Source organism: Wenyingzhuangia sp. IMCC45467 (assembly GCF_054111205.1).
On the sequence record NZ_CM134196.1, the window covers coordinates 2583799 to 2606534 of the forward strand.

The following is a 22736-nucleotide window of genomic DNA, read 5'->3' on the forward strand; positions in this document are numbered from 1 at the left end:
TAACTAATAATTTTGAATTTTTCCATTAAATACAGTTTACTATTCTGTTTATTATTCCAATCAATTTATTCACAGGAAAAATTAATAATAGACCATGAATTTAAATCTAAAGTTTGTACTCATGATTTATATTATGTTCTTGATACTTTAAAAAATCTTGAACTAAATGATATTATAAATAGTTCAGAGTTTAAAATAAACAAAAGGTCTTTTTTTAGGCAAACAGATTTAATATTATGGTATAAGCTTAAAGTAAATAATGTATCCAAAGAAACAAAAGATCTTGTCTTTTCAATTAATGCAGAGTGTTTTAGTGACTTAACAATATACAAGTACATAAACAATAAAACTTATAAAATTTACTCCATAAAAGATATTAAAGAAAAGGATATTCATGTATCTACTTCTGTTAATAGCAACGATTATGTAGAATATTATTTTAAAGTAGATTTTACAAAAAGTACGTATTTTCCACTAGAAATTTTTGAGAAGGAAGCGTTTTCAACATACAAAACACAAAATCAATTAGAGTTAGGTTTTTTTTATGGAATTTCTCTTATTATTCTGTTAATTAACATCTTTTTTTATATTAATACAAAAGACAGATTTTATCTGTATTATAGCTTTTTGTTATTAAGTATTATATCAATATTAGCTGAGATTGATGGTTTTTTTTCAAATTCAATTTTTGTAAAATTTATTGATGTTTTTTTACAACTTTTACTAGTTGTCTCTTTGGTTTTGTTTACTAATGAGGCTATAGGTATAAGAAGGTTTTTTCCAAGATTAATAACTTTTATTTTTTTCTTAATCATTGTAAATATCCTTTTTTATATTCTATATGCATGTAGTTACAATTTGTTATGGTATTCTTTAGGAAAAATAGTGAATACTTCTATATTGTTGATTTACTTGTTTTTAGGTTTTTTGCTGTTCAATAAACATGTATATGCAAGGTTTTCTGTAATAGGGTATCTTACTCTTTTTATTTCAAATATTTTGTATATACTTCCTTTTGATTTTGGAATACATTATTTTGATTTTTCAAATAGATATCTTAAAATGAGTAGTTTATTTGAAATGGTTGTCTTTTTATACGCAATATCATATAGAAATGGAGTAATCAAAGAAAATTTGGTTGAGAATATTAAAAATAGCGATACGTTTATACAAAAATCAAATGAAGAAATTTTTGAGATTTTTACAAAAAAGTATGACTTAACGTTAAGAGAAAAAGAAATTGTAAACTATATTCTCTTAGGAAAAACTAATAAAGAAATTTCAGAAAAACTGTTCATTCAAGAGGTAACAGTTAAATATCATATATCAAATATTTTTAGAAAATTAGATATAAAAAAGCGCACAGAGTTAACACCAATATTTTTAAAATTTAAATCAGGTAAGGCAATATAATGAACCTATACCTAAGTATAGGTTTATTTATACCATGGTATAGGCTTATTTTAAAATAGATACAAGAGATTTGTAGTAAACTCTATTTTATGATATTACCTGTTTATAAGCATTTATTGCCTAAAGAAAATTATGATTTTATTTCTAATTCATGGGAACATCAACTAGCTCAAAAGTCACGTGTATCGGATCATGAGTTAGATAAAATTCAAGACATATTAGATAAAATCATACAACAATTTGTTACCAATTATCATGTTTATCTAGATCTTATGGATATTGAAGTTAGTGACAAAACAAAATCTATTTTAAGTGATTTAAAATCATCTCCCTATGATGCTAAGTTATATAGACTTTCTTTTGGGGAAATTGGACTCGTTTATGATAAACTGTTCGATTTTGTGATAAATAACTTATTTATACAAAAATTATGTTTATCAAATGATGAAATTAATTTTTTTAATAATGTTATAAAAAATCAAGAACAATAAAATCGCTTTTAAGTGAATTACAAATCAAAAAGCTGAATTTATTTAAAAAAACCGTTAGCTACTGCTATCGGTTTTTTTATGTTTTATACTTATATTTAAGCTCAGAAAAAATATTATGAGTAGAACATTAGTTATAGGAGATATTCACGGAGGTTTAAAAGCTTTAGAGCAAGTTTTAGATAGAGCCAAAGTTACTACAGATGATTTGTTAATATTTTTAGGAGACTATGTAGATGGTTGGAGTCAAGCATTTGAGGTTATTAATACCTTAATCTCTTTAAAATCATCACACAATTGTATTTTTTTAAGAGGAAATCATGATGAGTTGTTTTTAGACTGGTTAACAAAATCAAAAGACAACCCAAATTGGCTACATCATGGAGGACAAGCAACTATAGATTCTTATAAAGATAGACCATATAACTTTATTAAAATACATATCAATTTTTTAGAGAATTTAGATAATTATTATTTAGATAATCAAAATAGATTGTTTGTGCATGCTGGGTTTACCAATGTAAAAGGAGTAGAAGATGAACATTTTACTAAAATGTTATATTGGGATAGATCTTTGTGGGAAACAGCTTTGGCAAGTAGAAATTTATCTTTAGAAGATGAATTCTATCCTGAAAGATTAAAACTTTACAAAGAAGTTTATATAGGTCATACAGCTTTGTCTAAAATAAATAAAAGTGAACCTTTTAATGTAGCCAATGTTTGGAATATAGACACTGGTGCTGCATTTACCAATCCACTAACCATTTTGGATGTAGATACCAAAGAGTTTTGGCAAAGCGATTCTTTGCCTAGTTTATATCCTAATGAAAATGGAAGAAATTAATTATATTATCACCTTTAAAAAACACTTTTTAAGCAATTAAGTAACAATAACTTTTATTACTTTTGCTGAGCATAAAAATATTATCATTATGATCGCATTAAATATCTTTCACGCAATAGACGATTTATTTACTAAAGGATTATTCTTACCATTTAAAGCATTACGTTTTAGCGGTTCTTGGTGGGGATCTAACGCTATTAACTTTGTTTTTGTAATTGTTGCATTGGTGTACTTTGCTTATTGGATGAAAGAATCTAAAAAGTTTAAAGATACAAATACTGAAGATTTACCAAAATAAGAAACTAGATTGGGAAGCAAAAATAAGTTAAAACGTTTTAATGAAAATGAAACGTTTGAGAATGTTATACAGCCAACTAGAGAAGAGGTAACAGCTGGTTTTAAGTATCAAGGTAAGTGGAGTGAATTCTTTGGGAACAACAATCCTATAGTATTAGAATTGGGTTGCGGAAAAGGAGAGTATACTGTTGCCTTAGCAAAAAGAAATCCAGAGGTTAATTATATAGGAATAGACATTAAAGGAGCTCGTTTTTGGCGTGGTGCTAAAACAGCTACCGAAGAAAACATACCTAATGTAGCTTTTGTAAGAACTCAAATAGAGCTGGTTGATTATATTTTTGCCGAAAATGAAGTGAGTGAAATTTGGATAACTTTTCCAGATCCACAAATAAAATATAAAAGAACTAAGCACCGTATGACAGGTGATGCCTTTTTAAAGAGATATCATAAAATCTTAAATGAAGAAGGTATTATGCATTTAAAAACCGATAGTGAGTTTATGCATGGTTATACTCTTGGTTTGTTACATGGTCAAGGTCATGATGTATTATATGCCAACCACGATGTATATAGACAAGAAGGAGCTCCCGAAGAAGTAACAAAGGTGCAAACGTATTACGAAAGTCAATATCTTGAAGTAGGCAAAGCAATTACCTACATAAAGTTTAAATTAAAATATTAAAAAAAGCCTCTGTATTTAAACAGAGGCTTTTTTACAAATAAACTTTTCCGCCTAAGCCTAACATTTTATAGTGTACATTACCAATATTATAAAAGTTAATTCCTACTTGAAACACAAACTGTTTTATATGATAATTAAAATTAAGTTTAGTTTGGTAAATACCATATCTAGAAAAAGGAGTACCTCTATGATCTAAACTTAAACTTAAAGGTATATTAAAAAAATACTGTATGCCAGTATTATAAGTAAAGTAAGCTTTGTTTACTCCAGAATGAACATAACTAATTCCCATGCCATAATTTAAAGTCATATGTTCAGTTCTTATTCTATAATAGTTAGCTGTTAAATCGTGCATAAAAAATTGATTGTTATTATTTTCTAGCAGGTATAGTTGGTTGTATTCAATATTTACACGCTCTAAAAATCTAAATTTAATATTTAAGTTATTACCCTGAGTATAGTTCATATCAGTTACAAACTGATTGGAGATGTCAAATCTTGTAAATGAAACTTCATTAGCTTCAAAAGCGTAATCACCTTTTAAATTATTTATATATGGATAAGGGGTAAGTTCCATATAAGCATGTTTTTTTTCTCTTTCTATAAACGTTTCTATTAAAAGTCCATAGGTTAAAAATCCGCCAATAAACATAATAGGTTTTGCAATTAAATCATAGGCTAAACTATTAGAGGTAGAGTTATCATTTTCATCAGTTCCTATTTGACTGTTTGTAATATGATAATTTAAATCTTTTTTTAAATTTTCTTTAGATCTCTCTAGTTTTTGAGCATAAGTGTCCATAAAAGACAATACTACACCTAGTATAAGTAGTTTCTTTTTCATTTTTTTTAAATTTGGGTTATCATAAAATATACCAACTCATTTATTGGAAACAAAAAAACAAGATTTTTTTAAAAGAGTTCATGCAGTAGCCAAACAAATTCCAGTAGGCAGGGTTACTTCTTATGGAGCTATTGCCAAATACTTAGGAGCAGCAAAATCGGCTAGAATTGTTGGTTATGCTATGAATGCATCTCATGGAGATACTAGTATTCCTGCACATAGAGTAGTGAATAGAATTGGAATGCTAAGCGGTAAACATCATTTTGATGGAACCAACTTAATGCAGCAGCTTTTAGAAAGCGAAGGAGTGGATGTAAAAGACAATCAAGTTCAAAATTTTGAAGCCATTTATTGGAATCCATCAAAAGAATTATAATTTATTTTAGGGTTTAATCTGTTGATAAACAGATGTTTGTTGTGTGTTTTGTTTTGGTTTTAAAAATAAATTAAACTTTTTTAAAACCGTATTGAACTTTCTCTCGTAAATAATTGTACAAACGTTTTATTAACTAAAAATACAATTATGAAAACACGTAAGATTTTATTAGGGTTAGCAGTAATTGCTCTTATATCAGGAGGAATTATTGCAGCAGACCACATTGATGCTCCAGCAGTTAAAGGAGGTACAAGTGATATTACCGATTTTTATGCCTTTCAAGGTGAGAACACAAACAATTTAGTTTTTGTAGCCAATGTTCAAGGACTATTAAGTCCAGAAGCATCTCAAACAGCAAAGTTTGATAAAGATGTTATGATTGAGTTTAATATTGATACAGATGATGACAAAGTTGAAGATTATGTAATTCAAGCAATTCCATCTGGAGACAAAATGTATGTTTATGGACCTGGAGTTCCAAATGAAACAGGAACCATGAGTACTATGTTAGATGCTAAATTTAAAAGTAGTGTAGATATTACTGCATATGGTTCTACTCAAATTGCAACAACTATTAATGCAAGCTTGGTATCGGGAGTTAAGGTTTTTGCAGGATTAAGAGATGATCCTTTCTTTATGGACTTTGCTAGATATACAGAAATTGTAGGAGGTACAGCACCAAGTGGATTTAACAATCCAGGGGCAGATACTTTTGCAGGTACAAATGTATTATCTGTAGTGGTAGAGGTACCAAAGTCTATGATTGGTGGTTCTGGAACTATCAACACATGGGTAACTACAAAAAGAAAACAATAACATTAAAAACTGAAAATTATGATACGCAAAATAACAACAATAGGATTATCGTTAATAGTAGCAGCAGTTTCTTTTAACTGTTCAAATAATGATGATGATGAAAAAGAAATGGAAACTCCAATGGCAGCAATGTACGCTTTGGAAGATCAAATGGGGAGGCCAGCAGTAAACACAGTGTTTGTTTCTGCAAGTAGTAAAGATAATTTTAACACTACTATTCCTTCGGAGCAAGGAGCAGCTTATGCAAGTATGTTTAAAACAAATTTAGAAGCTTTAAGTCCAGCATTTGATGCTTCAAATACTACAGACACAAACGCTTTGGGTCAAAACGCAGTAACGTTCTCTAGCTTTTTAGCTACAGATGTTTTGAATGTTTCTTTAGATGGGACTACAACTTTTTACGATGGAAACCCAGATAATACATTATCAGGAAGAGCTTTGGCAGATGATGTAATTACAGTAGAGTTACTGTTAATTTTTGGAGGAGAAGATTTTACCGAAAATCCAGCCTTATCTGATGATCATGTAGATGCAAATGACAAAGAGTTTTTAACAAGCTTTCCTTATTTAGCAGCTCCTTGGTAATAAACAATTAAGCTATATTAAATGCTGGCTTGTCCAGCATTTAATATTTTAAACTTAAAATTATAGACTATGAAAACTATCAATTATATATTAAAAACAACGAGTTGTATCTTTTTTCTTATGTTTCTTTTCTCTTGTAGTAAAGAGAAAAAACAAATAGTACAGCAACAAGATATTAAGCCGTATTTAGAGTTGACTAAAGATGTTTCTTTAGACCGCTTGTACATCGACTTAAAGTTTTGGGAAGATAAATTAGCAGCTACTCCAAATCAGTTTCCATACAACTCAAAAATTGCAGGAATAGAAAGTCAATTGTTTTCAAAAACAGGGAATATTAAACATTTAAAAAAAGCAGAAATGTTGCTAAAAAATGCCGTGGAACGTTCAGGTTCTAAACAGTCGGGTTATTTAAGAGCATTGGCAAGAAATTATGTTTCGCAACACCAGTTTAAAAAAGCTTTAGACTTACTAGAAAAAGCAGAAAATAATGGAGACAGCAAACAAGAAACTATTAAAATGTTGTTTGATGTACATTTAGAGTTAGGAAATGATGATGTAGCTAAGGACTATTTGTCTAAAATAGAAAATAAAAGATCTTTTGATTATTTAATTAGAATAGCAAAATGGCAAGATCATGAGGGAAATTTAGAAGCTACCATTGCTTACATGGAAGAAGCGCTACAAGGGGCAAAAGAGAAAGGTTATGATGATTTGATTACTTGGTGTGAAACCAATTTGGCAGATTATTATGGACATCATGGAGAGATTAAAAAATCATATCAATATTATTTAAAAACCTTAGAAAAAAATCCGGCAGATGTTTATGCTTTAAAAAAAATAGCATGGATTGCTTTTTCTTATGATAAAAATATAGATCAAGCTAAACATATTATTTCAAAAGTAAAGCAACGTTATGCAGGAGCAGATGTAGATTTGTTGGCTTATGAAATATCTTTGTATGACAATAATTATATCAAACAAAATTTTGAAACCTATTGGTCTGAAGTATCAAAATCTGGATATGGTCAAATGTATAATAAGTATAATTTTGATATTTTAGTAGCCAATAAAGAATACAATAAAGCCTATGTTTTGGCATTAAAAGAAGTAGAAAATAGGCCTACACCTCAATCTTATTCTTTGTTAGCCTTGGCAACAGCATATATAAAAAATCCATCAAAAGGAATGGAGGTTATAAAAGAAAACAATGTGTTAAAATCTTATGAGCCAGAAGTGCTATTAAGAGTAGCAAAAGTATATGCTTTAAATAAAGAGCAAGCTTTAGTACAGCCTATTAAAAAAGAATTATTAGCTGCGGCATTTGAGTTAGGACCTGTAAAAACTATGGAAGTAGAAAAACTTTAAAAAATATTAATCACTAGTTGTCTTTTATAATCAAAAATTGCAAAGAATATTTTTGAGATAGAAAAGCAGGATAGTAGCAGACAGTCTACAGCTACAATTTACATACTATTGATACCTAAAAATTAAACTATAAAAATGCAAAAAACAAAAAAAATTAGTTGTGTATTGTTGTTTCTGGTAGCTGTATCAGGATTTTCACAAAACCTAAAAGGGATAGTTACAGATGAAAAAGACAGATCTGTAGAATTCATGTATGTAATACATCAGAGAACTCAAAACCATGCACATACTAATTTTAAAGGTGAATTTGAGTTAGGTAATTTGGTTGTAGGAGACACAATCCTATTTAATAAAATGGGATATTTAACCAAAAAGATAGTATACAACAACAGTAATATTCAAGTTAAGGTAAAAACAAACACTATTGCTTTAGAACAAATAATGTTGTCTCCAGAAATTAATGAAGAAACAATTATTACCAGTATAGATGTGGAGCGTAATCCTGTAAAGTCATCACAAGAATTATTAACCAAAGTACCAGGTTTAATTATTGGTCAACATGCTGGAGGAGGAAAAGCAGAACAAATTTTTTACAGAGGATTTGATATAGATCACGGTACAGATTTACAAGTAAATGTAGATGGAATTCCCGTAAACATGGTTTCTCATGCTCATGGACAAGGATATGCAGATTTACATTTCGTAATTCCTGAAACGGTTGATAAAATAGATTTTAAAGCAGGGCCTTATCATTTTAGTCAAGGAAATTTTGCAACCACAGGAACAGTAAATTTAAAAAGTAAAGAAAACTTAGATTATAATTTAATTAAGTTAGAGGGAGGGCAGTTTAATACCAAGCGTTTACTGTTTATGAATACTTTTTTAGACAAAACAGATGAGAGTGCTTATGTAGCCATAGAAAATTTAAACTCTGATGGACCTTTTGAAAGTCCACAAAACTTTAAAAGGTTTAATATCAATAGTAAATATTTTAAAACCTTTAACAATACAAAATTAGAGTTTTCATTTTCTCACTTTGTAAGTAGTTGGAACGCTTCTGGTCAAATTCCACAAAGAGCGGTAGATAACGGAAGTATTACTCGTTTTGGAGCGATAGATGATACCGAAGGAGGAGAAACATCAAGAACCAATGTTTCTTTAAAAATGATTCAGAAATACGCTGATGATTCACAAATGAAACACTTTGCTTATTACTCTAAATATAAGTTTGGTTTGTATTCTAATTTTACGTTCTTTTTAAACAATCCTGTAGATGGAGATCAAATTTTTCAAAAGGAATCAAGAGATATTTTTGGATATAGTTCTGATTATCAAAAAGAATTTATGTTAGGAGATACAGAACTAACATTTAATACTGGAGTGGGTTTAAGAACTGATATTGTTGGAGATAATGAATTGTCAGAAACTAAAAACAAATCAGAAGTTTTACAAAGATTACGATATGGAGATGTAAATGAAACCAATTATTTTGGATATGCTAGTGTAGCTTTTCAATTGAATAAATGGGTATTAAATCCATCGGTTAGATTAGATTATTTGTCTTTTGGATATCATGATTTAAAACCAACAAATAACGAAACAGGTTTTAAATTAAAAGAGCAAACAGCTGCCATTATAAGTCCAAGATTAAACGTTACTTATACCCCAAATAATCACTTTCAATCTTATTTTAAAATAGGGCAAGGTTTTCATACCAACGATAGTCGTTTGGTTACAAGCTCTCAAGGAGATGCAATTCCAAAAGCATATAGTACTGATATTGGTTTTGTGTGGAAAACTACTCCAGAACTATTGTTTGGATTAGACCTTTGGGGAATGTTATCAGAGCAAGAATTTGTATATGTGGGAGATGCAGGAATTGTAGAGCCTAATGGAGCATCGGTAAGACAAGGAGTTTCTTTTAATACAAGATATCAGCCTATAAAAGCCTTATTTGTAAACTTTGATGCCAATTATACACATGCAAGATTTAGAGATGAAGCAAACGGACAAGATTACGTGCCTTTAGCTCCAGACTTTACTTTAAAAGGAGGTATATCTTATAAAAAAGATTTAGGATTTTATGTAGGAATAAATGCTTTGCATATAAAAGATAGACCAGCCAACGAAGACAATTCTATTGTGGCAGAAGGATATACCGTAACCAATTTAAATATGGGGTATATTTTGGAAAAGTTTGAACTAGGAGTTCAAATCCAAAACTTATTTGATGTAGCGTGGAACGAAACACAGTTTGCAACGGAATCTCGTTTGCAAAACGAAGCACAATCAGTTGAAGAAATTCACTTTACCCCAGGAACACCATTTTTTGTAAAAGGAACCATCGCATATAAATTCTAGAATTTATATTTAATTATAGTTGTAATAAAAAGCCCATTTTGTTAAAAATGGGCTTTTTATATTTTTAAAATCATGTGATAATTAATAATTTCAACATCATTGATTATATTAATGTTTTCTTTTATCACTTTAAAATCTTTGGCTTCAAAAAAAGGTATAGCGGTAATACTAACATCAGCAGATAATTGATGAGAGTGTTGTTTTTTAGCTGCTACTAAAATATTATTATACAATAAAGAGGCGATTCCTTGGTGTAAATAATTCTTGTGTACAAACATAAAGTTGATGTAATTATTATTTATTAAAGAAGCAAGACCAACAATGATATCAGTTTTCTCAGCTACTAAAAAATATTCATTTTGTATTGCATGTTTCCATTTGTTAGTCTTTTGTATTGCAGATAACTAAGCTTTAATTTGTAAAGGATTATAGTCTTTATGGCAAGTATTAATAACGGTTTCCGTGCATAAGTTTTTTATAAAGGATAAATCTTCTATTGTAGCTTTTCTAATTAGAACACACATGTTGTTTTAATTACAAAGTTATTAGATGTAAAAAAGACCATCGCAAAACGATGGTCTTTTTTTATAAAATATATATTTTACTTATTAAGAAACCTTTGTCAATCCTAAAGTATATAATTGTTCTAAAGTTGGCGATGCACTACCACCAGCAGGTTCAAGCGTAATTCCAAAAGCTTCAGATTTGTTACCGTTGCTAACTTTTATAAAAGTTTCCCCTTTATTATATCCATCTAAAGTTCCTAAACTTGTTGGTGTTAACGGGTTTAAGGTTAAAGACCATAATTGATATACTTTTCCTTCAGGAGCTTTAGGTAAGCCACTTAAGTCTACATACATTTCATTGGTTTTTTTATCCCAATAAATAGCCGCATAACTTTCTGGAGATACCGTCTGTCCAGCCAACTCTACTTTTTCAGTAGTCTCAGATGATATAAAAGCAATCACATCATTTTTGGTATTGATTTCAATATTTTTAGCAATCACCTCACCTTGTAAATTAGCTCTTTGTTCATCTAACTTAATGTTAGATGCAATTTGTTTGGTTAAGTTTTCTTTTAAGTTGTTGTTATTAGTATATAAACTAATAATTCCCACAGTTAAGACTACACTTGCCGCCCATCCCATGTAACTATACCATTTAATCGGAATTACTTTGGTGTTCTTACCGTTAATAGCAGTCATTAACTTGCTAAACGGATAAGCTACAAATCCTTTTTTGTTACTTAATTCCGATATTTTTACAACTGTGTGTTCTATTTCTTTAATATAATTTTTTACTTCTGGATGCTTTTGTATCATGGTATACACTTCGTAGCTTTCCTCTCTACTTAGCGTACCCGCAACGTATAATTCTAATATTCCAGATGCTATATATTCTTGTATATTCTCCATAATCCCTACCTGTTTATACTCAATCTTAAATTTTCCAAACAACTACGGCTTCTTGTTTTTACCGTTCCTAAAGGAATTTCTAATTCTTCAGAAGTCTCTCTTTGTGTATATCCTTTGTAAAAAATTAAGTCGATGACTTTTCTACACTTTTCAGACATTTTCTGAATTTTAGCAAATAACGATTTTTCTTCATCACTTACTTCCTTTTCCTCTTGTTCTGATATATTTACGAAAATATCTAGGCTTTGGTTTGCTTTGTTAATACGATAATCTTTAGATCTAGTTTTATCAATAGCTGCGTTTCTAGAAATGTTTAACAACCAGGTAAAAAATCTACCTTTTTTAGGAGTGTAACTCTCTATGTTATCCCAAACTTTTAAAAAAACTTCTTGCAAAACATCCTTAGAAAGATCTTCATCTCTTAATATATTATTGATGACTCCAAGCATACTTTTGTTATACATTTCGTATAATTTTTGATAAGCAAGTACATCTTTCTCTTCTTGGAATTTTTGCACCAAATTGTCTACATCCATATAGTTAGTTGTAAAATTGAATCTGAAAATTAGGAAGAAAAAAGCGGTTTAGCTAACAACAAGCACAAATATGTGTAAGATTTTAATTTATAAAAGACTATGGAGAGACGATAGAATAAATTTCTACAGAATAACGTATCTTTGTAACCCAATTTAAATACACTGTAATGAGTATTACAAAATCAGATATAAAAGCAATTTTAGAAACCATAACAGCTCCTGGTGAAGGGAAAAGTTTGGTAGAAAATAACAATGTTACCAATATTAATATTTTTGGTGATGAAGTGGTCATTGATGTGCAAATTAGCAATCCTACTTTACAAGCCAAAAAGAAAACAGAAACAGAAATTGAAAAAGCAGTTATAGCTCAGTTTTCATCTGCTAAGGTAAAAGTAAATTTATCAGTTGCTACAAAAAAAGAGGAGCCTAAAGCAAATCCTAATCAAATAAAAGGAGATAAAATTCCAGGAATTCAAAACATTATTGCAGTGGCTTCTGGTAAAGGAGGAGTAGGGAAATCTACTGTAACAGCTAATATGGCAGTTTCTTTGCAAAAAATGGGATTTAAAGTCGGAGTACTAGATGCCGATGTTTATGGACCATCAATGCATATTATGTTTGATGTTGCCAAAGCAAAACCTATTTCTGTTAATGTTGATGGTCGTTCTAAAATGAAACCTATTGAAAATTACGGAATTAAATTATTGTCTTTAGGGTTTTTTACCAACCCTAACGAAGCGGTAATTTGGAGAGGTCCTATGGCTTCTAAAGCATTAAACCAAATGATTTTTGATGCAGATTGGGGAGAATTAGACTTTTTGTTAATTGATTTACCTCCAGGAACGGGAGATATTCATTTATCTATAGTACAAGCTTTGCCAATTACAGGAGCAGTGGTGGTAAGTACACCTCAAAACATTGCATTGGCCGATGCTAAAAAAGGAGTGGCTATGTTTCAGCAAAAGAATATTAACGTGCCTGTATTGGGAATTGTAGAGAACATGAGTTATTTTACTCCGGCTGAATTGCCAGAAAATAAGTACTATATTTTTGGACAAGATGGAGCTAAACATTTGGCAGAAGATTTAGAAACGGCTTTCTTAGGAGAAATTCCTTTGGTACAAAGTATTCGTGAAGCAGGTGATTTTGGTCATCCTGTAGCTTTACAAGATGGAACACCACAAGAATTGGCTTTTAAAGAAATTACCAAAAACATGGCAGGTGAGTTGGTAAAGAGAAATACAGATTTGCCACCAACCGAAGCGGTAAAAATTACCAACATGAGTGGTTGTTCAACCAAATAATAATGTTATTTTTAGCAAAGTAAAATATATTTAGAAAACATGAGTGTAGAAGAATTACAAAAAAATGTAGAAAATGCTTTAGACGAAATACGTCCTTTCTTAGAGTCTGATGGAGGAAATATTTCTTTAATTAGTATTGAAGAAGACGTAGTAACGGTTAAGTTAGAAGGAGCTTGTGTGGGATGTAATGTAAATCAAATGACACTAAAAAATGGAGTTGAAGCAACCATTAAAAAACATGCTCCACAAATTAAAGAAGTAATAGATATTAGTTAAAAAGCTACAAGTTATAAACATAAAAAAATCCCAAATTGAGTTTTCAATTTGGGATTTTTTGTAAAAAGATTTTAAAAGATCTGATGTTTTCATCAAAGATAGATTCTTTATATATTACAAAAGAGTCTTTTTTTAATTTTTCAATAAGCCATGTGTTAGTTGTAGGTTCTGTATAATTTGGCTGAAAATTGGTTATAGATTTTAATATTGATTTTGAAAACATATAAAAAATATGTTCATCTAATTCAGGAATTTTATGTTCGATGGTTGAAAAGGTGATTTTCTTTTCTTCTGAATCTAAAGACCAATTTCCGTATGCATATCTTAAATTATCATCTATTGATTCTGTAATTTCAAAAGTATTATCTTCTTTAAAATCAATTGTTAGGTAGTCGTCTAGATCTAGTTGGTATCTTGAAGTTGCATTTGTTTTAAAATTCCATTTTCCTTCAGTAATTTTTTTATGATTTGTTTCAATAATCTCATCATTTTCACAGGCTAGTATTCCTAGTGTAATTAGAACAATCAGTATTTTTTTAATGATCATAGCAATCTTCAATTTTTCTAGATAAAGATACTTTTTTTTTAGGTTTTCAACTCATATCTAACACCTTGACTATTTGGATTGCTGTATTATCTAAGTTCATCGAGTGCAGTCGAGATGCAATATGTTTTACCCCTCCAACTTTTCGCTCAATTCAAACCAACGCATTTCTTTAAATTCTATATCATCAATAATTTTTTGAAGCTCAATAGATTTTTTGTCAATAGCATCACCTTCTATTTTACCATCTGCAAACTCAGCTTCAATGGCCTCTTTTTTACGATTCAATTTGGCAATATCACTTTCTAAGTTGATGTATTCCTTATTTTCGGCATAACTTAACTTTGCTGGAGTTTTAGGCTTTTCTTTAACAGCTTCAATTTTAGTAGGAACAATTTCTTGCTCTTCTTGATTGTCGGAATTTTCATAAGCTCTAAAATCTGAATAGTTTCCAGGGAAGTTTTCTATCACTCCATTTCCTCTAAACACAAATAAAGAATCTACAATTTTATCCATAAAATAACGGTCGTGAGATACAACCACTAAATTTCCTGGATAATCTAACATAAAGCTTTCTAACACGTTTAGGGTTACAATATCTAAATCGTTGGTAGGCTCATCTAAAATTAAAAAGTTTGGGTTTTGAATTAAAACCGTACACAAATACAAACGTTTACGTTCTCCACCACTTAATTTTTCTACAAAATCGTATTGTTTCTTTTTATCAAACAAAAAACGTTCTAACAATTGACTTGCAGATATTTTATGTCCTTTGGCAAGAGGAATAAATTCCCCAAATTCTTTAATGACTTCAATTACTTTTTGTCCTTCTTTTACTTGAATTCCAGACTGATGGTAATATCCAAATTTAATGGTTTCTCCAACGACTACTTTTCCACTATCAACAGGAGTATTTCCTGTTAAAACATTTAAGAATGATGATTTTCCTGTTCCATTTTTTCCAATGATTCCAATACGTTCTCCACGATTAAAATTATAATCAAACTGGTCTAGCATTACCATGTCTTCCCAAGCTTTAGAAACTTTGTGAAATTCTACAATTTTGTTCCCCAAGCGTTCCATGTTAATTTCTAATTGAACTTTGTGTTCAGAACGTCTTGCTCTGGCTTTTTCTTTAATCACAAAAAAGTCATCAATTCTAGATTTAGATTTTGTGGTACGAGCCTTGGGCTGACGTCTCATCCAATCCAACTCTTTTTTAAATAAGTTTTTAGCTTTGGCTTGTACGGTTTGTTCTAGCTCAATGCGTTCTTCTTTTTTTTCTAAATAATAAGAATAATTTCCCTTGTAGCTGTACAACTGTCCGTTGTCCATTTCTATAATTTCGTTACACACACGTTCTAAAAAGTAACGATCGTGAGTAACCATAAACAAGGTGATTTTTTCTTTGGCAAAAAAATCTTCTAGCCATTCAATCATTTCTAAATCCAAATGGTTGGTAGGCTCATCTAAAATTAATAAATCAGGTTTGCTAATTAAAACAGTTGCCAATGCCAAACGTTTACGCTGCCCTCCAGAAAGTCCTTTTACTTTTAGCTGTAAATTATCTAGTTTTAATTTTGATAGAATTTGTTTGTACTGGGTTTCAAAATCCCAAGCATTGTATTGATCCATCATGTCAAAAGCTAATTGATATCTTTCTGCATTCTCTGGATTTAAAATAGCTTCTTCGTATTCTTGAACAATTTTTAATACTTTACTGTCTGAATCAAAAATGACTTCTTCTACGGTTTGATTTTCATCAAAAGCATCTTCTTGAGAAAGGTATGAAACATGTAAATCTTTACGAGTTACCACTTGTCCTGTATCAGGAATATCATTCCCTGCAATAATTTCTAACAAACGAGTTTTACCTGTTCCGTTTTTAGCTACAAAGGCAATTTTTTGATCTTTGTTAATTCCAAAAGATAAGTTTTCAAACAATACACGTTCTCCAAAAGCTTTGGAAACGTTTTCTATAGATAAATAATTCACACAAAAATATTTTGTGCAAAAGTAGGTGTTTAAATCGAGAGTTTAATCTGTTCTTGGTTGTTTGTTTTCTAGTCTAGGTTCTTAGTGTCTGAATATTACTCTTTGTTTTAGTGTTTAAGTTAAAGTGTAAAAAGAACTAATTTTTAAACTTTAATTATACTGTCCGTTAGATTTAATTCCGTTTTTAATATGAGCTAAATGATGATTGCAATGCCAAGAGTAATTTCCAATAGTTTCGGCCAAGTTGAACTTTTGTCCGTGTTCAGGATGTATAAATTCTAGTTCTAATTGTTCTTTGGTTAAACTTCTTAAAAGAATGCCCCACTTTTTATGTAAACCAGTCAGTATTTTCATGGAATCATCTATATGATCATCTAGAGAGTCTGTAAGTTCAGCCCATCGGTCTTCATAATAAGGACGAATGGTTGGTGTTTTCTCGGTTAATGCTAGTTTAAAACGAATAAGACAGTTCATATGACTATCAGCACAATGATGAATAACTTGTTTAACACTCCAACCATTGGGTCTGTATTTCCAATTTAATTTTTCAGTTTGAATATTTTTAGTGATGTTCTTTAGTTCTAAAGGGAATTTTTCAATTTCAGTAATCCATTTTTCTAATAAATCAACACTAGGGTTTTTATTAGGTTGATATACTCCAATTGGGAATTTTAGTTTTTGTAAATCCATTACTGTAAATTTATGTGGCGTTCTTACCAAACCTGTTCAAAAGTTTTTTTGTTGAGATATAATTCTTTAGTTAGTTTGTTTACCCCTGTGTTTTTAAAAATATTCATGACTTTTTTAGGCCAAGTTTCTCTAAAGTTAAAAGAGTTGGGTTTACCACCAATGGTATAAATAAATTTTTCATTTAGCTTGGCATCAAATAAAATTTCAATTCCGTGAGTAGCCACTTGTTCGTCTAATAAAGTTCTAGCTTCGTTGTAGGCTTTAATGCTGCTGGTGTGAGAAATAAATCTACTCACAAAATCTTCTACATTTTTAAGATTGGCTTTGGTCATTTCATCAGGATGATTGATTAAGAATTCTAAATGTCTAGTAGTTCCAGCAATGCTATCTGGGCGATAATCTTTTTTTAAAGAGGGAGGTCTGTTTTCCCAAATAATATTGGCTTTTGGAATTTTAGCAAGTTTTCTTTTATCTAAAATAGTGGTTTGGGTGGTAATATCTTTGGGCATTTTAAGAGCAGGTAATTCAGCATCGTTACCAAATGCATTTAAGCTTAAAAAATTTCCTGTAATTCTACCAATATATCCTTGTCCCCAACCAGATTCTAAAGAAATAATACTCAGCACAGCTCCTGGAGGTACTTTGTGCTTAATGCAAAGTTCTGTAACTGGTAAAGCCAAACGTTGATAAAGTTTGGCTACATGATTATATTTTCTGTATCTATAGCCAGAAGATGATTTTTTTAAAGGAGTGGCAGCAGGTATTTTTTTTACTTTTTCTTCTATTTTAGGTATTTTAAATGTTTCTTTTTGACGAGTAGTAACATTTAAACAGAAAAAATAAAACAAAGTAAGCCCTCCAAAAATGAAAAAATATCTTTTACGATTATGCATATATAGTTTGATAGTGAATAAATCAAATATATATAATTTAAATAAATGAAATTACTTTAGTCTATATTCTATGAACAATGTTTAAGTGTATGTAGGTAATTTTTAGATGTTATTTCTTTTTCTTTAGCCAAATAATAAATCCTGTAATAGGCAAACTAGCACAGATGAAACTAATGAAAAAAGCTAATATTTTACCCGATAAACCTAAAGCGGCACCAATGTGAATGTCATAATTTAACATACTTAATTTATCTGCAAAATTAGCTTCTATAAAACGATCTCCTTTGGCACGAAGTGGTTTTAAAGTATATTGATCGTAATAATATTCATTACGGTTATAATAAGAACCATGGTCTTGATAAGCAATGATCTCAATAACATCGTCATCATCTTTTAAAACAGGAGTCATATAAAAACCTTGAGCTTCCATTTCTTGTTCTCGTGTTGTGTACCAAGCTTTGTCTAGAGGGGAAATACTATCATTAGAAATTAAATTAATATAGTTGATGTCCGAATGTGGATGTTCATGTTCAGGGCGTTCATCTCCTACAGAAGTTACATAGTATAAAGAATCTGCAAACCATTCAAAACTCCAAACCAATCCTGTTATGGCAATCATTAATCCTAAAAGTAAACTATAAAATCCTAAAACATTGTGTAGGTCGTAGTTTACACGTTTAAAACTAGCTTTCCATTTAATTTTAAAACTTTTGTTAACATTGGTTTTTTTTAAGTTTTTTGGCCACCACATGATTAAACCGCTAATCATTAAAAAAACAAAAATTAAGGTACAGATTCCTACAATAGGTCTACCAATAGTATAGGGTAACCACAATGCACGATGACCATTAATAATAAATCGGAAAAAGTTAAATTCTCCAGACCCTAATTGTTGTTCTTTTTTTATAAATGTACCTGTATATGGGTTTATAAAAACAGCTGTAAAACTACGTACTCCGTTTTTAGAGGAGTTAAAACCAACGGCTGCAGCTCCCTCTCTATTGCTATATGTTAAACCTGAGGGTTGTTGGTTGGGCACATATACTTTAGCGGTGTCAATTAACTGACTTGGAGGTACAAAATCAGTGTTTTGTTTTTCTACAAAACGCCAAGGTTCTAGTGTATCTTTAATTTCTTGTTGAAAAGCATAAAAACAACCTGTAATGCTTACTATAAATACAACAACTCCAGAAATCAATCCTAACCACAAGTGTAGCCAATCATTTATTTTTCTGAATTGACTTTTACCTTTCCTTTTTTTAAACGTTTTGTTTTTCATATAAAATAGAAAAGTCAGCCTATATTATAATAGGCTGACTTTATAATTTTGTTACAAATTAAAATTTAAAGAAACCAGCAACAAAATTAGCTTGTATTTTAGCTCCTTTTTGTGCAGTATAATTATTTGTGTCCATTTTGTAAACATAAATTCCATCATCTACAATAGGAACACATAAGTATACATATTGACCGTCTTGTAAAGCAGATAATCTTCTACCATCTCCTTTGTGTTCAGGAACGTTGCTAATGTAATTAATTGATTTGGCTGTTAAGTCAATAATTGCAGATTGTAAAGGTCCATCAGACCATCTTACTTGTTCAGTTCTGTCGTCCATATTAATTTCAGCAAATACTTTACCGTTTCCTAAGTATTTTAGGTGTGATGCTTGTTTACCATCTGTTAAAGCAGGAATGTCTAAAAAGTATTGGCTATCAAAGTCAGTTTCTCCAGCGTTTATTTTTAAAACTCCTCCAGGTTTAGTGCTTTGGCTATATCCGTTAGCAGGATTAGAATGTGATAATGCATAAATATTTCCACTTTCATCTTTTATCAAACCAGATTTGATATTAAATCCGCCAATAGGTCCTACACGAGTATCGGTAATTACTTTTTGAAACTCTAATTCAGGGTAAGAAAAAACCGCTATTTCAGCTTGTTCTGTATTGTCAGTATTAAAGGATTCGGGATTAGAAATATAATAACTTAAAAATAAGTGATCTCCACTAACAGCCATTCCAGAATAATTAGGTCCATTTAAATCTGTAATAGTTGATACTGGAATGTCTACCGTTTCGTTTACAGCAACAGTGTTAGAGTTGAATTTACGGAAAGTAATTACATCAGACGAAGATCTCATGCTTACAGATACCAATGTATTGTCATCTCCTTTTACAAAATCAGCAATTGCAGTAGAAAAAGAAACATCACCTACTTGGTTTAAACTACTGTCTCCGTTTTGAGTAATGGCTACAACGTTTACATCATCTAATCCGCCTAAGCTATATATTGTATTGTCTATTTTTGTAAAATCGTAATAGCCTGGTTGTTCAATTCCTTGCCCAGCAGCACTTAATGTTCCTGTCATTACATCTTCAAAAGGAACGGTGTAATAAGTAAAAACGTTATCACTTCCTTGGATTGCTAAAGAAAGTACAAATGGTTTGTCTGATGTACTAATATCGTTATTATCATCACTACTACATGATGAAAAAGAAAAAATGGTAGCAACACTTAAAATAAGTGATGTTAAGCTAAGTTTTATGTTTTGAAACTTCATATTGGTTGATTTATATTATTAATTTTATAAGGAATATCTTAGTTTTATATAAAAAGCTCTTCCAGGTTTTTGTAATCTATACTTGTCATACAATAAGGCATCGGTCAGGTTTTGGCACTCTAAAGCGATGTTGTATTTGTTGTTTTTTAAGCTATAAGCAAGTTCTAAACTATGCGATGATTGTTGAGGAATTGTAGCTTTGTCATCTGCATTTCCATATCTAGCCCATCCTAAATAATATTCTTTAACAAAAGAAAAATAGTAGTTAATGTTAAGATTTGTTTGCTTGGTGAAAATATCCTTAAAGCTTAAGCCAGCATTTGCATTACCAAAAAAGTAAGGAGTATTAGGTAAACGAGCTCCTTTGTTAAAGTTTGGTTGATAACCTGAATAGTCATTATATGTTTGGTCGGCTTGATCGGTGATGTTTTGATAGGTAACATTGGCTCCTAGTTTAAATATTTCTTTCCAATGGTAATTTAAACTTCCTTCTATACCTGTAGTTCTTGCCTCAGCAAGATTTCCAAAAGTTGTTTTTGGATTAGATATGGTAACTACTTCATAAATTAAGTCTTTTGCATTTCTGTAAACAAAAGTGCTTTTAAGATCCAAATAATGATTGATGGCTAATTTAAAATGGTAAGCAATGTCAAAATTAAAATTATCACTTTGTTCCGGGCCTAAATCTTCATTAGAATTTATTAACAAACCATCCCCAAAAATTTCATTAGGATGTGGCATTCTATATGTGTGTTCATAAGATGCTTTTAATTGTAAGTTAGGTAGTAAAAAATAAGAACTAGCAACTCCATAACCGTAATTTTCTTTGTTAATAATGTTATTTATATAAGTTTCAGAGCTGGTGCTTTCTTGCTTAGCAGATTTTACTTTTAAGAAATAAGTTTTTCCAAACAAAGTAGTATTCCATTTGGAATTATAGTCAAACTTATAAGCAAGTCCTAATACATTTTTATAAAGTGATTTTGGAAAAAAGTATTCTTGCTTTGCGGGGTTTTTACTATCAAATTCTTCTCTATTAAAATATTGATAAGCATAATTGAAAGACAATGAATGGTTTTTATTAACCAAATACCCTAGGTTTAGTTGATTTGTAAATTCTTTATCATCAAATTTTAAATCACTAATAGGGGTTCCTTTTTCTCCGTTGGTTTGAGAATTACTTGGTATTTGTTCTCCATACCAATTGTAAACAATTCCAGTTAAAGTATCAATTGTTTTAAGGGTGTTTAGGTTATAGCTAGCGTTTAGACTAACATCAAAACCTTCTGTAAAAAGGTCTTTCTTTTTATATTTTAATCCAGAAATAATAGATTTACTTTCTTGTGTAATGGCTCCATAAGACCTAGCCATGGTAGCTCCATTTTGTATTTGATTGTCATCACCAGAAGCAATAAGCTCTAACAATAACTGGTCTGCAAATTTTTTATTAACTACACCTGAGGCTACTTTAGCGGTAAGAGATCGGTATCTATCATGAAAGCGTTTTACGTTTGTAGTTTCTAAAATATTTCCATTGGCATCTTTTATATCAGCAAAAACTTTATAATCATTGTCAGAATAATTATAATTTAAGTTTCCTCTAAAGGTAAAACCAGTTTTTTTGTTGGTATGAGCTCCATTAACAGAGGCTCTATGGGTATTAAAAGAACCGTAAGAATAAGAAGTGTCTAAAAAATCATGCGCTTGGTTGGTAATAATATTAATAGCACCTCCCAAGGCATCGGTTCCTAACCAAACAGGGACTACTCCTTTATAAACATCTATGCGTTCAATGGTGTTTACAGGAATGCTACTTAAATTAAATGAAGCTCCAAAATTATCCATAGGAACACCGTCTAGAAAAAATTTAACCTGATTTCCTTTAAAACCATTTAAAGAAAAAGATAAGTTAGATCCTAAACCACCTTCTTGTAAAATTCTAATTCCCGGTACACGATCTAAAATTTGTTTAGCATCCGAAGAACTATTTAATAAATCTTTAGTAGAGACTGAAGTTACCGAGTAAGATTGCTCATTAATTTTACGAATTTTAGATTTTCCAGTTAACTCAACTGTCGTTATTTCTAAAAGTTCGCTTTTTAATTCAATATTAAATTGATTGGTTGTAGCAGTAACATTAATGTTTTTTTCCAGTGTAGTGTAACCTAAAAAACTAGCTTGTAAAATATGTTTTCCGGTACTGATGTTTTGTAGAATAAAGACTCCGTTCTCATTGGTTACGGTTCCGCTATATTCATTTTTAAGAACAATGGTAACTCCTTCTAATGTTTCACCAGACTCAGCAAGTACTTTTCCTGTAATTGTTAAGTTGGTTTGTGCATTTGCATGGGGTACAAAAAAGACAAAAAAGACAAGAAAACAAAACAGACATAAAATGTCTTTAATGATAAATTTGGGTTTAAACACGATGTTTTAATTTAGACTGTCTATAAA

21 protein-coding genes and 2 pseudogenes are annotated in these 22736 nt (G+C 30.2%); 12 read left to right on the plus strand and 11 right to left on the minus strand.

Going from position 1 to position 22736, the window contains the following annotated elements; genetic code table 11:
- Positions 1–12: 12 nt before the first annotated feature.
- The 5 genes from ACXGQT_RS11070 to trmB all read left to right on the plus strand — a co-directional run bounded on the left by ACXGQT_RS11070 (position 13) and on the right by trmB (position 3724).
- Positions 13–1413, plus strand: a complete 1401-nt coding sequence (locus ACXGQT_RS11070; protein WP_457828660.1) for a LuxR C-terminal-related transcriptional regulator — start codon at positions 13–15, stop codon at positions 1411–1413.
- An 89-nt stretch (positions 1414–1502) separates the two neighbouring features.
- Entirely contained in the window at positions 1503–1904 is a 402-nt protein-coding gene (locus tag ACXGQT_RS11075) for a hypothetical protein (RefSeq protein WP_457828661.1), read from the plus strand.
- Positions 1905–2019: 115 nt separating this feature from the next.
- Complete coding sequence (locus tag ACXGQT_RS11080) at positions 2020–2745, plus strand: metallophosphoesterase family protein (RefSeq protein WP_457828662.1); 726 nt, start codon at positions 2020–2022, stop codon at positions 2743–2745.
- Positions 2746–2833: 88 nt separating this feature from the next.
- Entirely contained in the window at positions 2834–3043 is a 210-nt protein-coding gene (locus tag ACXGQT_RS11085; protein WP_457828663.1) for a DUF6341 family protein, read from the plus strand.
- Between the two features lie 9 nt (positions 3044–3052).
- Entirely contained in the window at positions 3053–3724 is a 672-nt protein-coding gene (trmB, locus tag ACXGQT_RS11090) for a tRNA (guanosine(46)-N7)-methyltransferase TrmB (RefSeq protein ID WP_457828664.1), read from the plus strand.
- Between the two features lie 31 nt (positions 3725–3755).
- Here the strand turns inward: trmB and ACXGQT_RS11095 are convergent, their stop codons facing one another.
- Positions 3756–4568 carry a hypothetical protein gene (locus tag ACXGQT_RS11095; RefSeq protein ID WP_457828665.1) on the minus strand — a complete coding sequence of 271 codons (813 nt, stop codon included), beginning with the start codon at positions 4566–4568 and terminating at the stop codon, positions 3756–3758.
- A 43-nt stretch (positions 4569–4611) separates the two neighbouring features.
- On the opposite strand from ACXGQT_RS11095, the gene ACXGQT_RS11100 reads away from it, so the two are divergent.
- The 5 genes and pseudogenes from ACXGQT_RS11100 (at position 4612) to ACXGQT_RS11120 (ending at position 10071) form a co-directional block, all read left to right on the plus strand.
- Positions 4612–4944, plus strand: coding sequence for an MGMT family protein (locus ACXGQT_RS11100; protein ID WP_457828666.1), 333 nt, complete (start codon positions 4612–4614; stop codon positions 4942–4944).
- Between the two features lie 147 nt (positions 4945–5091).
- Positions 5092–5364: pseudogene (locus ACXGQT_RS11105) on the plus strand (DUF4331 family protein); the annotation flags it as partial.
- A gap of 33 nt (positions 5365–5397) precedes the next feature.
- Positions 5398–6345: pseudogene (locus ACXGQT_RS11110) on the plus strand (DUF4331 family protein).
- Between the two features lie 120 nt (positions 6346–6465).
- Positions 6466–7710 (plus strand): tetratricopeptide repeat protein, encoded by a 1245-nt coding sequence (locus ACXGQT_RS11115; protein ID WP_457828667.1) that lies wholly within the window; start codon positions 6466–6468, stop codon positions 7708–7710.
- A gap of 135 nt (positions 7711–7845) precedes the next feature.
- Positions 7846–10071 carry a TonB-dependent receptor gene (locus tag ACXGQT_RS11120; RefSeq protein ID WP_457828668.1) on the plus strand — a complete coding sequence of 742 codons (2226 nt, stop codon included), beginning with the start codon at positions 7846–7848 and terminating at the stop codon, positions 10069–10071.
- A 56-nt stretch (positions 10072–10127) separates the two neighbouring features.
- On the opposite strand, the gene ACXGQT_RS11125 is transcribed toward ACXGQT_RS11120, so the two are convergent.
- The 3 genes from ACXGQT_RS11125 to ACXGQT_RS11135 form a co-directional block, all read right to left on the minus strand.
- Positions 10128–10466 (minus strand): GNAT family N-acetyltransferase, encoded by a 339-nt coding sequence (locus ACXGQT_RS11125; RefSeq protein ID WP_457830819.1) that lies wholly within the window; start codon positions 10464–10466, stop codon positions 10128–10130.
- A 213-nt stretch (positions 10467–10679) separates the two neighbouring features.
- The gene (locus ACXGQT_RS11130; protein ID WP_457828669.1) at positions 10680–11486 is read right to left on the minus strand and encodes an anti-sigma factor; all 807 of its coding nucleotides are present in this window, start codon (positions 11484–11486) and stop codon (positions 10680–10682) included.
- A 5-nt stretch (positions 11487–11491) separates the two neighbouring features.
- Positions 11492–12022 carry an RNA polymerase sigma factor gene (locus ACXGQT_RS11135; RefSeq protein ID WP_457828670.1) on the minus strand — a complete coding sequence of 177 codons (531 nt, stop codon included), beginning with the start codon at positions 12020–12022 and terminating at the stop codon, positions 11492–11494.
- Positions 12023–12189: 167 nt separating this feature from the next.
- Here ACXGQT_RS11135 and ACXGQT_RS11140 point away from each other — a divergent pair, with 167 nt between their 5' ends.
- Together ACXGQT_RS11140 and ACXGQT_RS11145 are read left to right on the plus strand one after the other, a co-directional pair.
- Positions 12190–13326 carry an Mrp/NBP35 family ATP-binding protein gene (locus ACXGQT_RS11140; RefSeq protein WP_457828671.1) on the plus strand — a complete coding sequence of 379 codons (1137 nt, stop codon included), beginning with the start codon at positions 12190–12192 and terminating at the stop codon, positions 13324–13326.
- 39 nt (positions 13327–13365) lie between these two features.
- Positions 13366–13602 carry a NifU family protein gene (locus ACXGQT_RS11145; protein ID WP_457828672.1) on the plus strand — a complete coding sequence of 79 codons (237 nt, stop codon included), beginning with the start codon at positions 13366–13368 and terminating at the stop codon, positions 13600–13602.
- Between the two features lie 43 nt (positions 13603–13645).
- Here the strand turns inward: ACXGQT_RS11145 and ACXGQT_RS11150 are convergent, their stop codons facing one another.
- The 7 genes from ACXGQT_RS11150 to ACXGQT_RS11180 form a co-directional block, all read right to left on the minus strand.
- The gene (locus ACXGQT_RS11150; protein WP_457828673.1) at positions 13646–14149 is read right to left on the minus strand and encodes a hypothetical protein; all 504 of its coding nucleotides are present in this window, start codon (positions 14147–14149) and stop codon (positions 13646–13648) included.
- 126 nt (positions 14150–14275) lie between these two features.
- On the minus strand, positions 14276–16141 hold the full coding sequence (locus ACXGQT_RS11155; protein ID WP_457828674.1) for an ABC-F family ATP-binding cassette domain-containing protein: 1866 nt from the start codon (positions 16139–16141) through the stop codon (positions 14276–14278).
- A gap of 150 nt (positions 16142–16291) precedes the next feature.
- Entirely contained in the window at positions 16292–16831 is a 540-nt protein-coding gene (locus ACXGQT_RS11160) for a YfiT family bacillithiol transferase (RefSeq protein WP_457828675.1), read from the minus strand.
- A 23-nt stretch (positions 16832–16854) separates the two neighbouring features.
- Complete coding sequence (locus ACXGQT_RS11165; protein WP_457828676.1) at positions 16855–17724, minus strand: hypothetical protein; 870 nt, start codon at positions 17722–17724, stop codon at positions 16855–16857.
- A 109-nt stretch (positions 17725–17833) separates the two neighbouring features.
- Positions 17834–19003 carry a PepSY-associated TM helix domain-containing protein gene (locus tag ACXGQT_RS11170; RefSeq protein ID WP_457828677.1) on the minus strand — a complete coding sequence of 390 codons (1170 nt, stop codon included), beginning with the start codon at positions 19001–19003 and terminating at the stop codon, positions 17834–17836.
- Positions 19004–19061: 58 nt separating this feature from the next.
- A complete protein-coding gene (locus ACXGQT_RS11175) occupies positions 19062–20282 on the minus strand; it encodes a DUF4374 domain-containing protein (RefSeq protein WP_457828678.1) in 1221 nt (406 codons plus the stop codon).
- Between the two features lie 24 nt (positions 20283–20306).
- Positions 20307–22709, minus strand: coding sequence for a TonB-dependent receptor domain-containing protein (locus ACXGQT_RS11180; RefSeq protein WP_457828679.1), 2403 nt, complete (start codon positions 22707–22709; stop codon positions 20307–20309).
- Between the last annotated feature and the right edge of the window lie 27 nt (positions 22710–22736).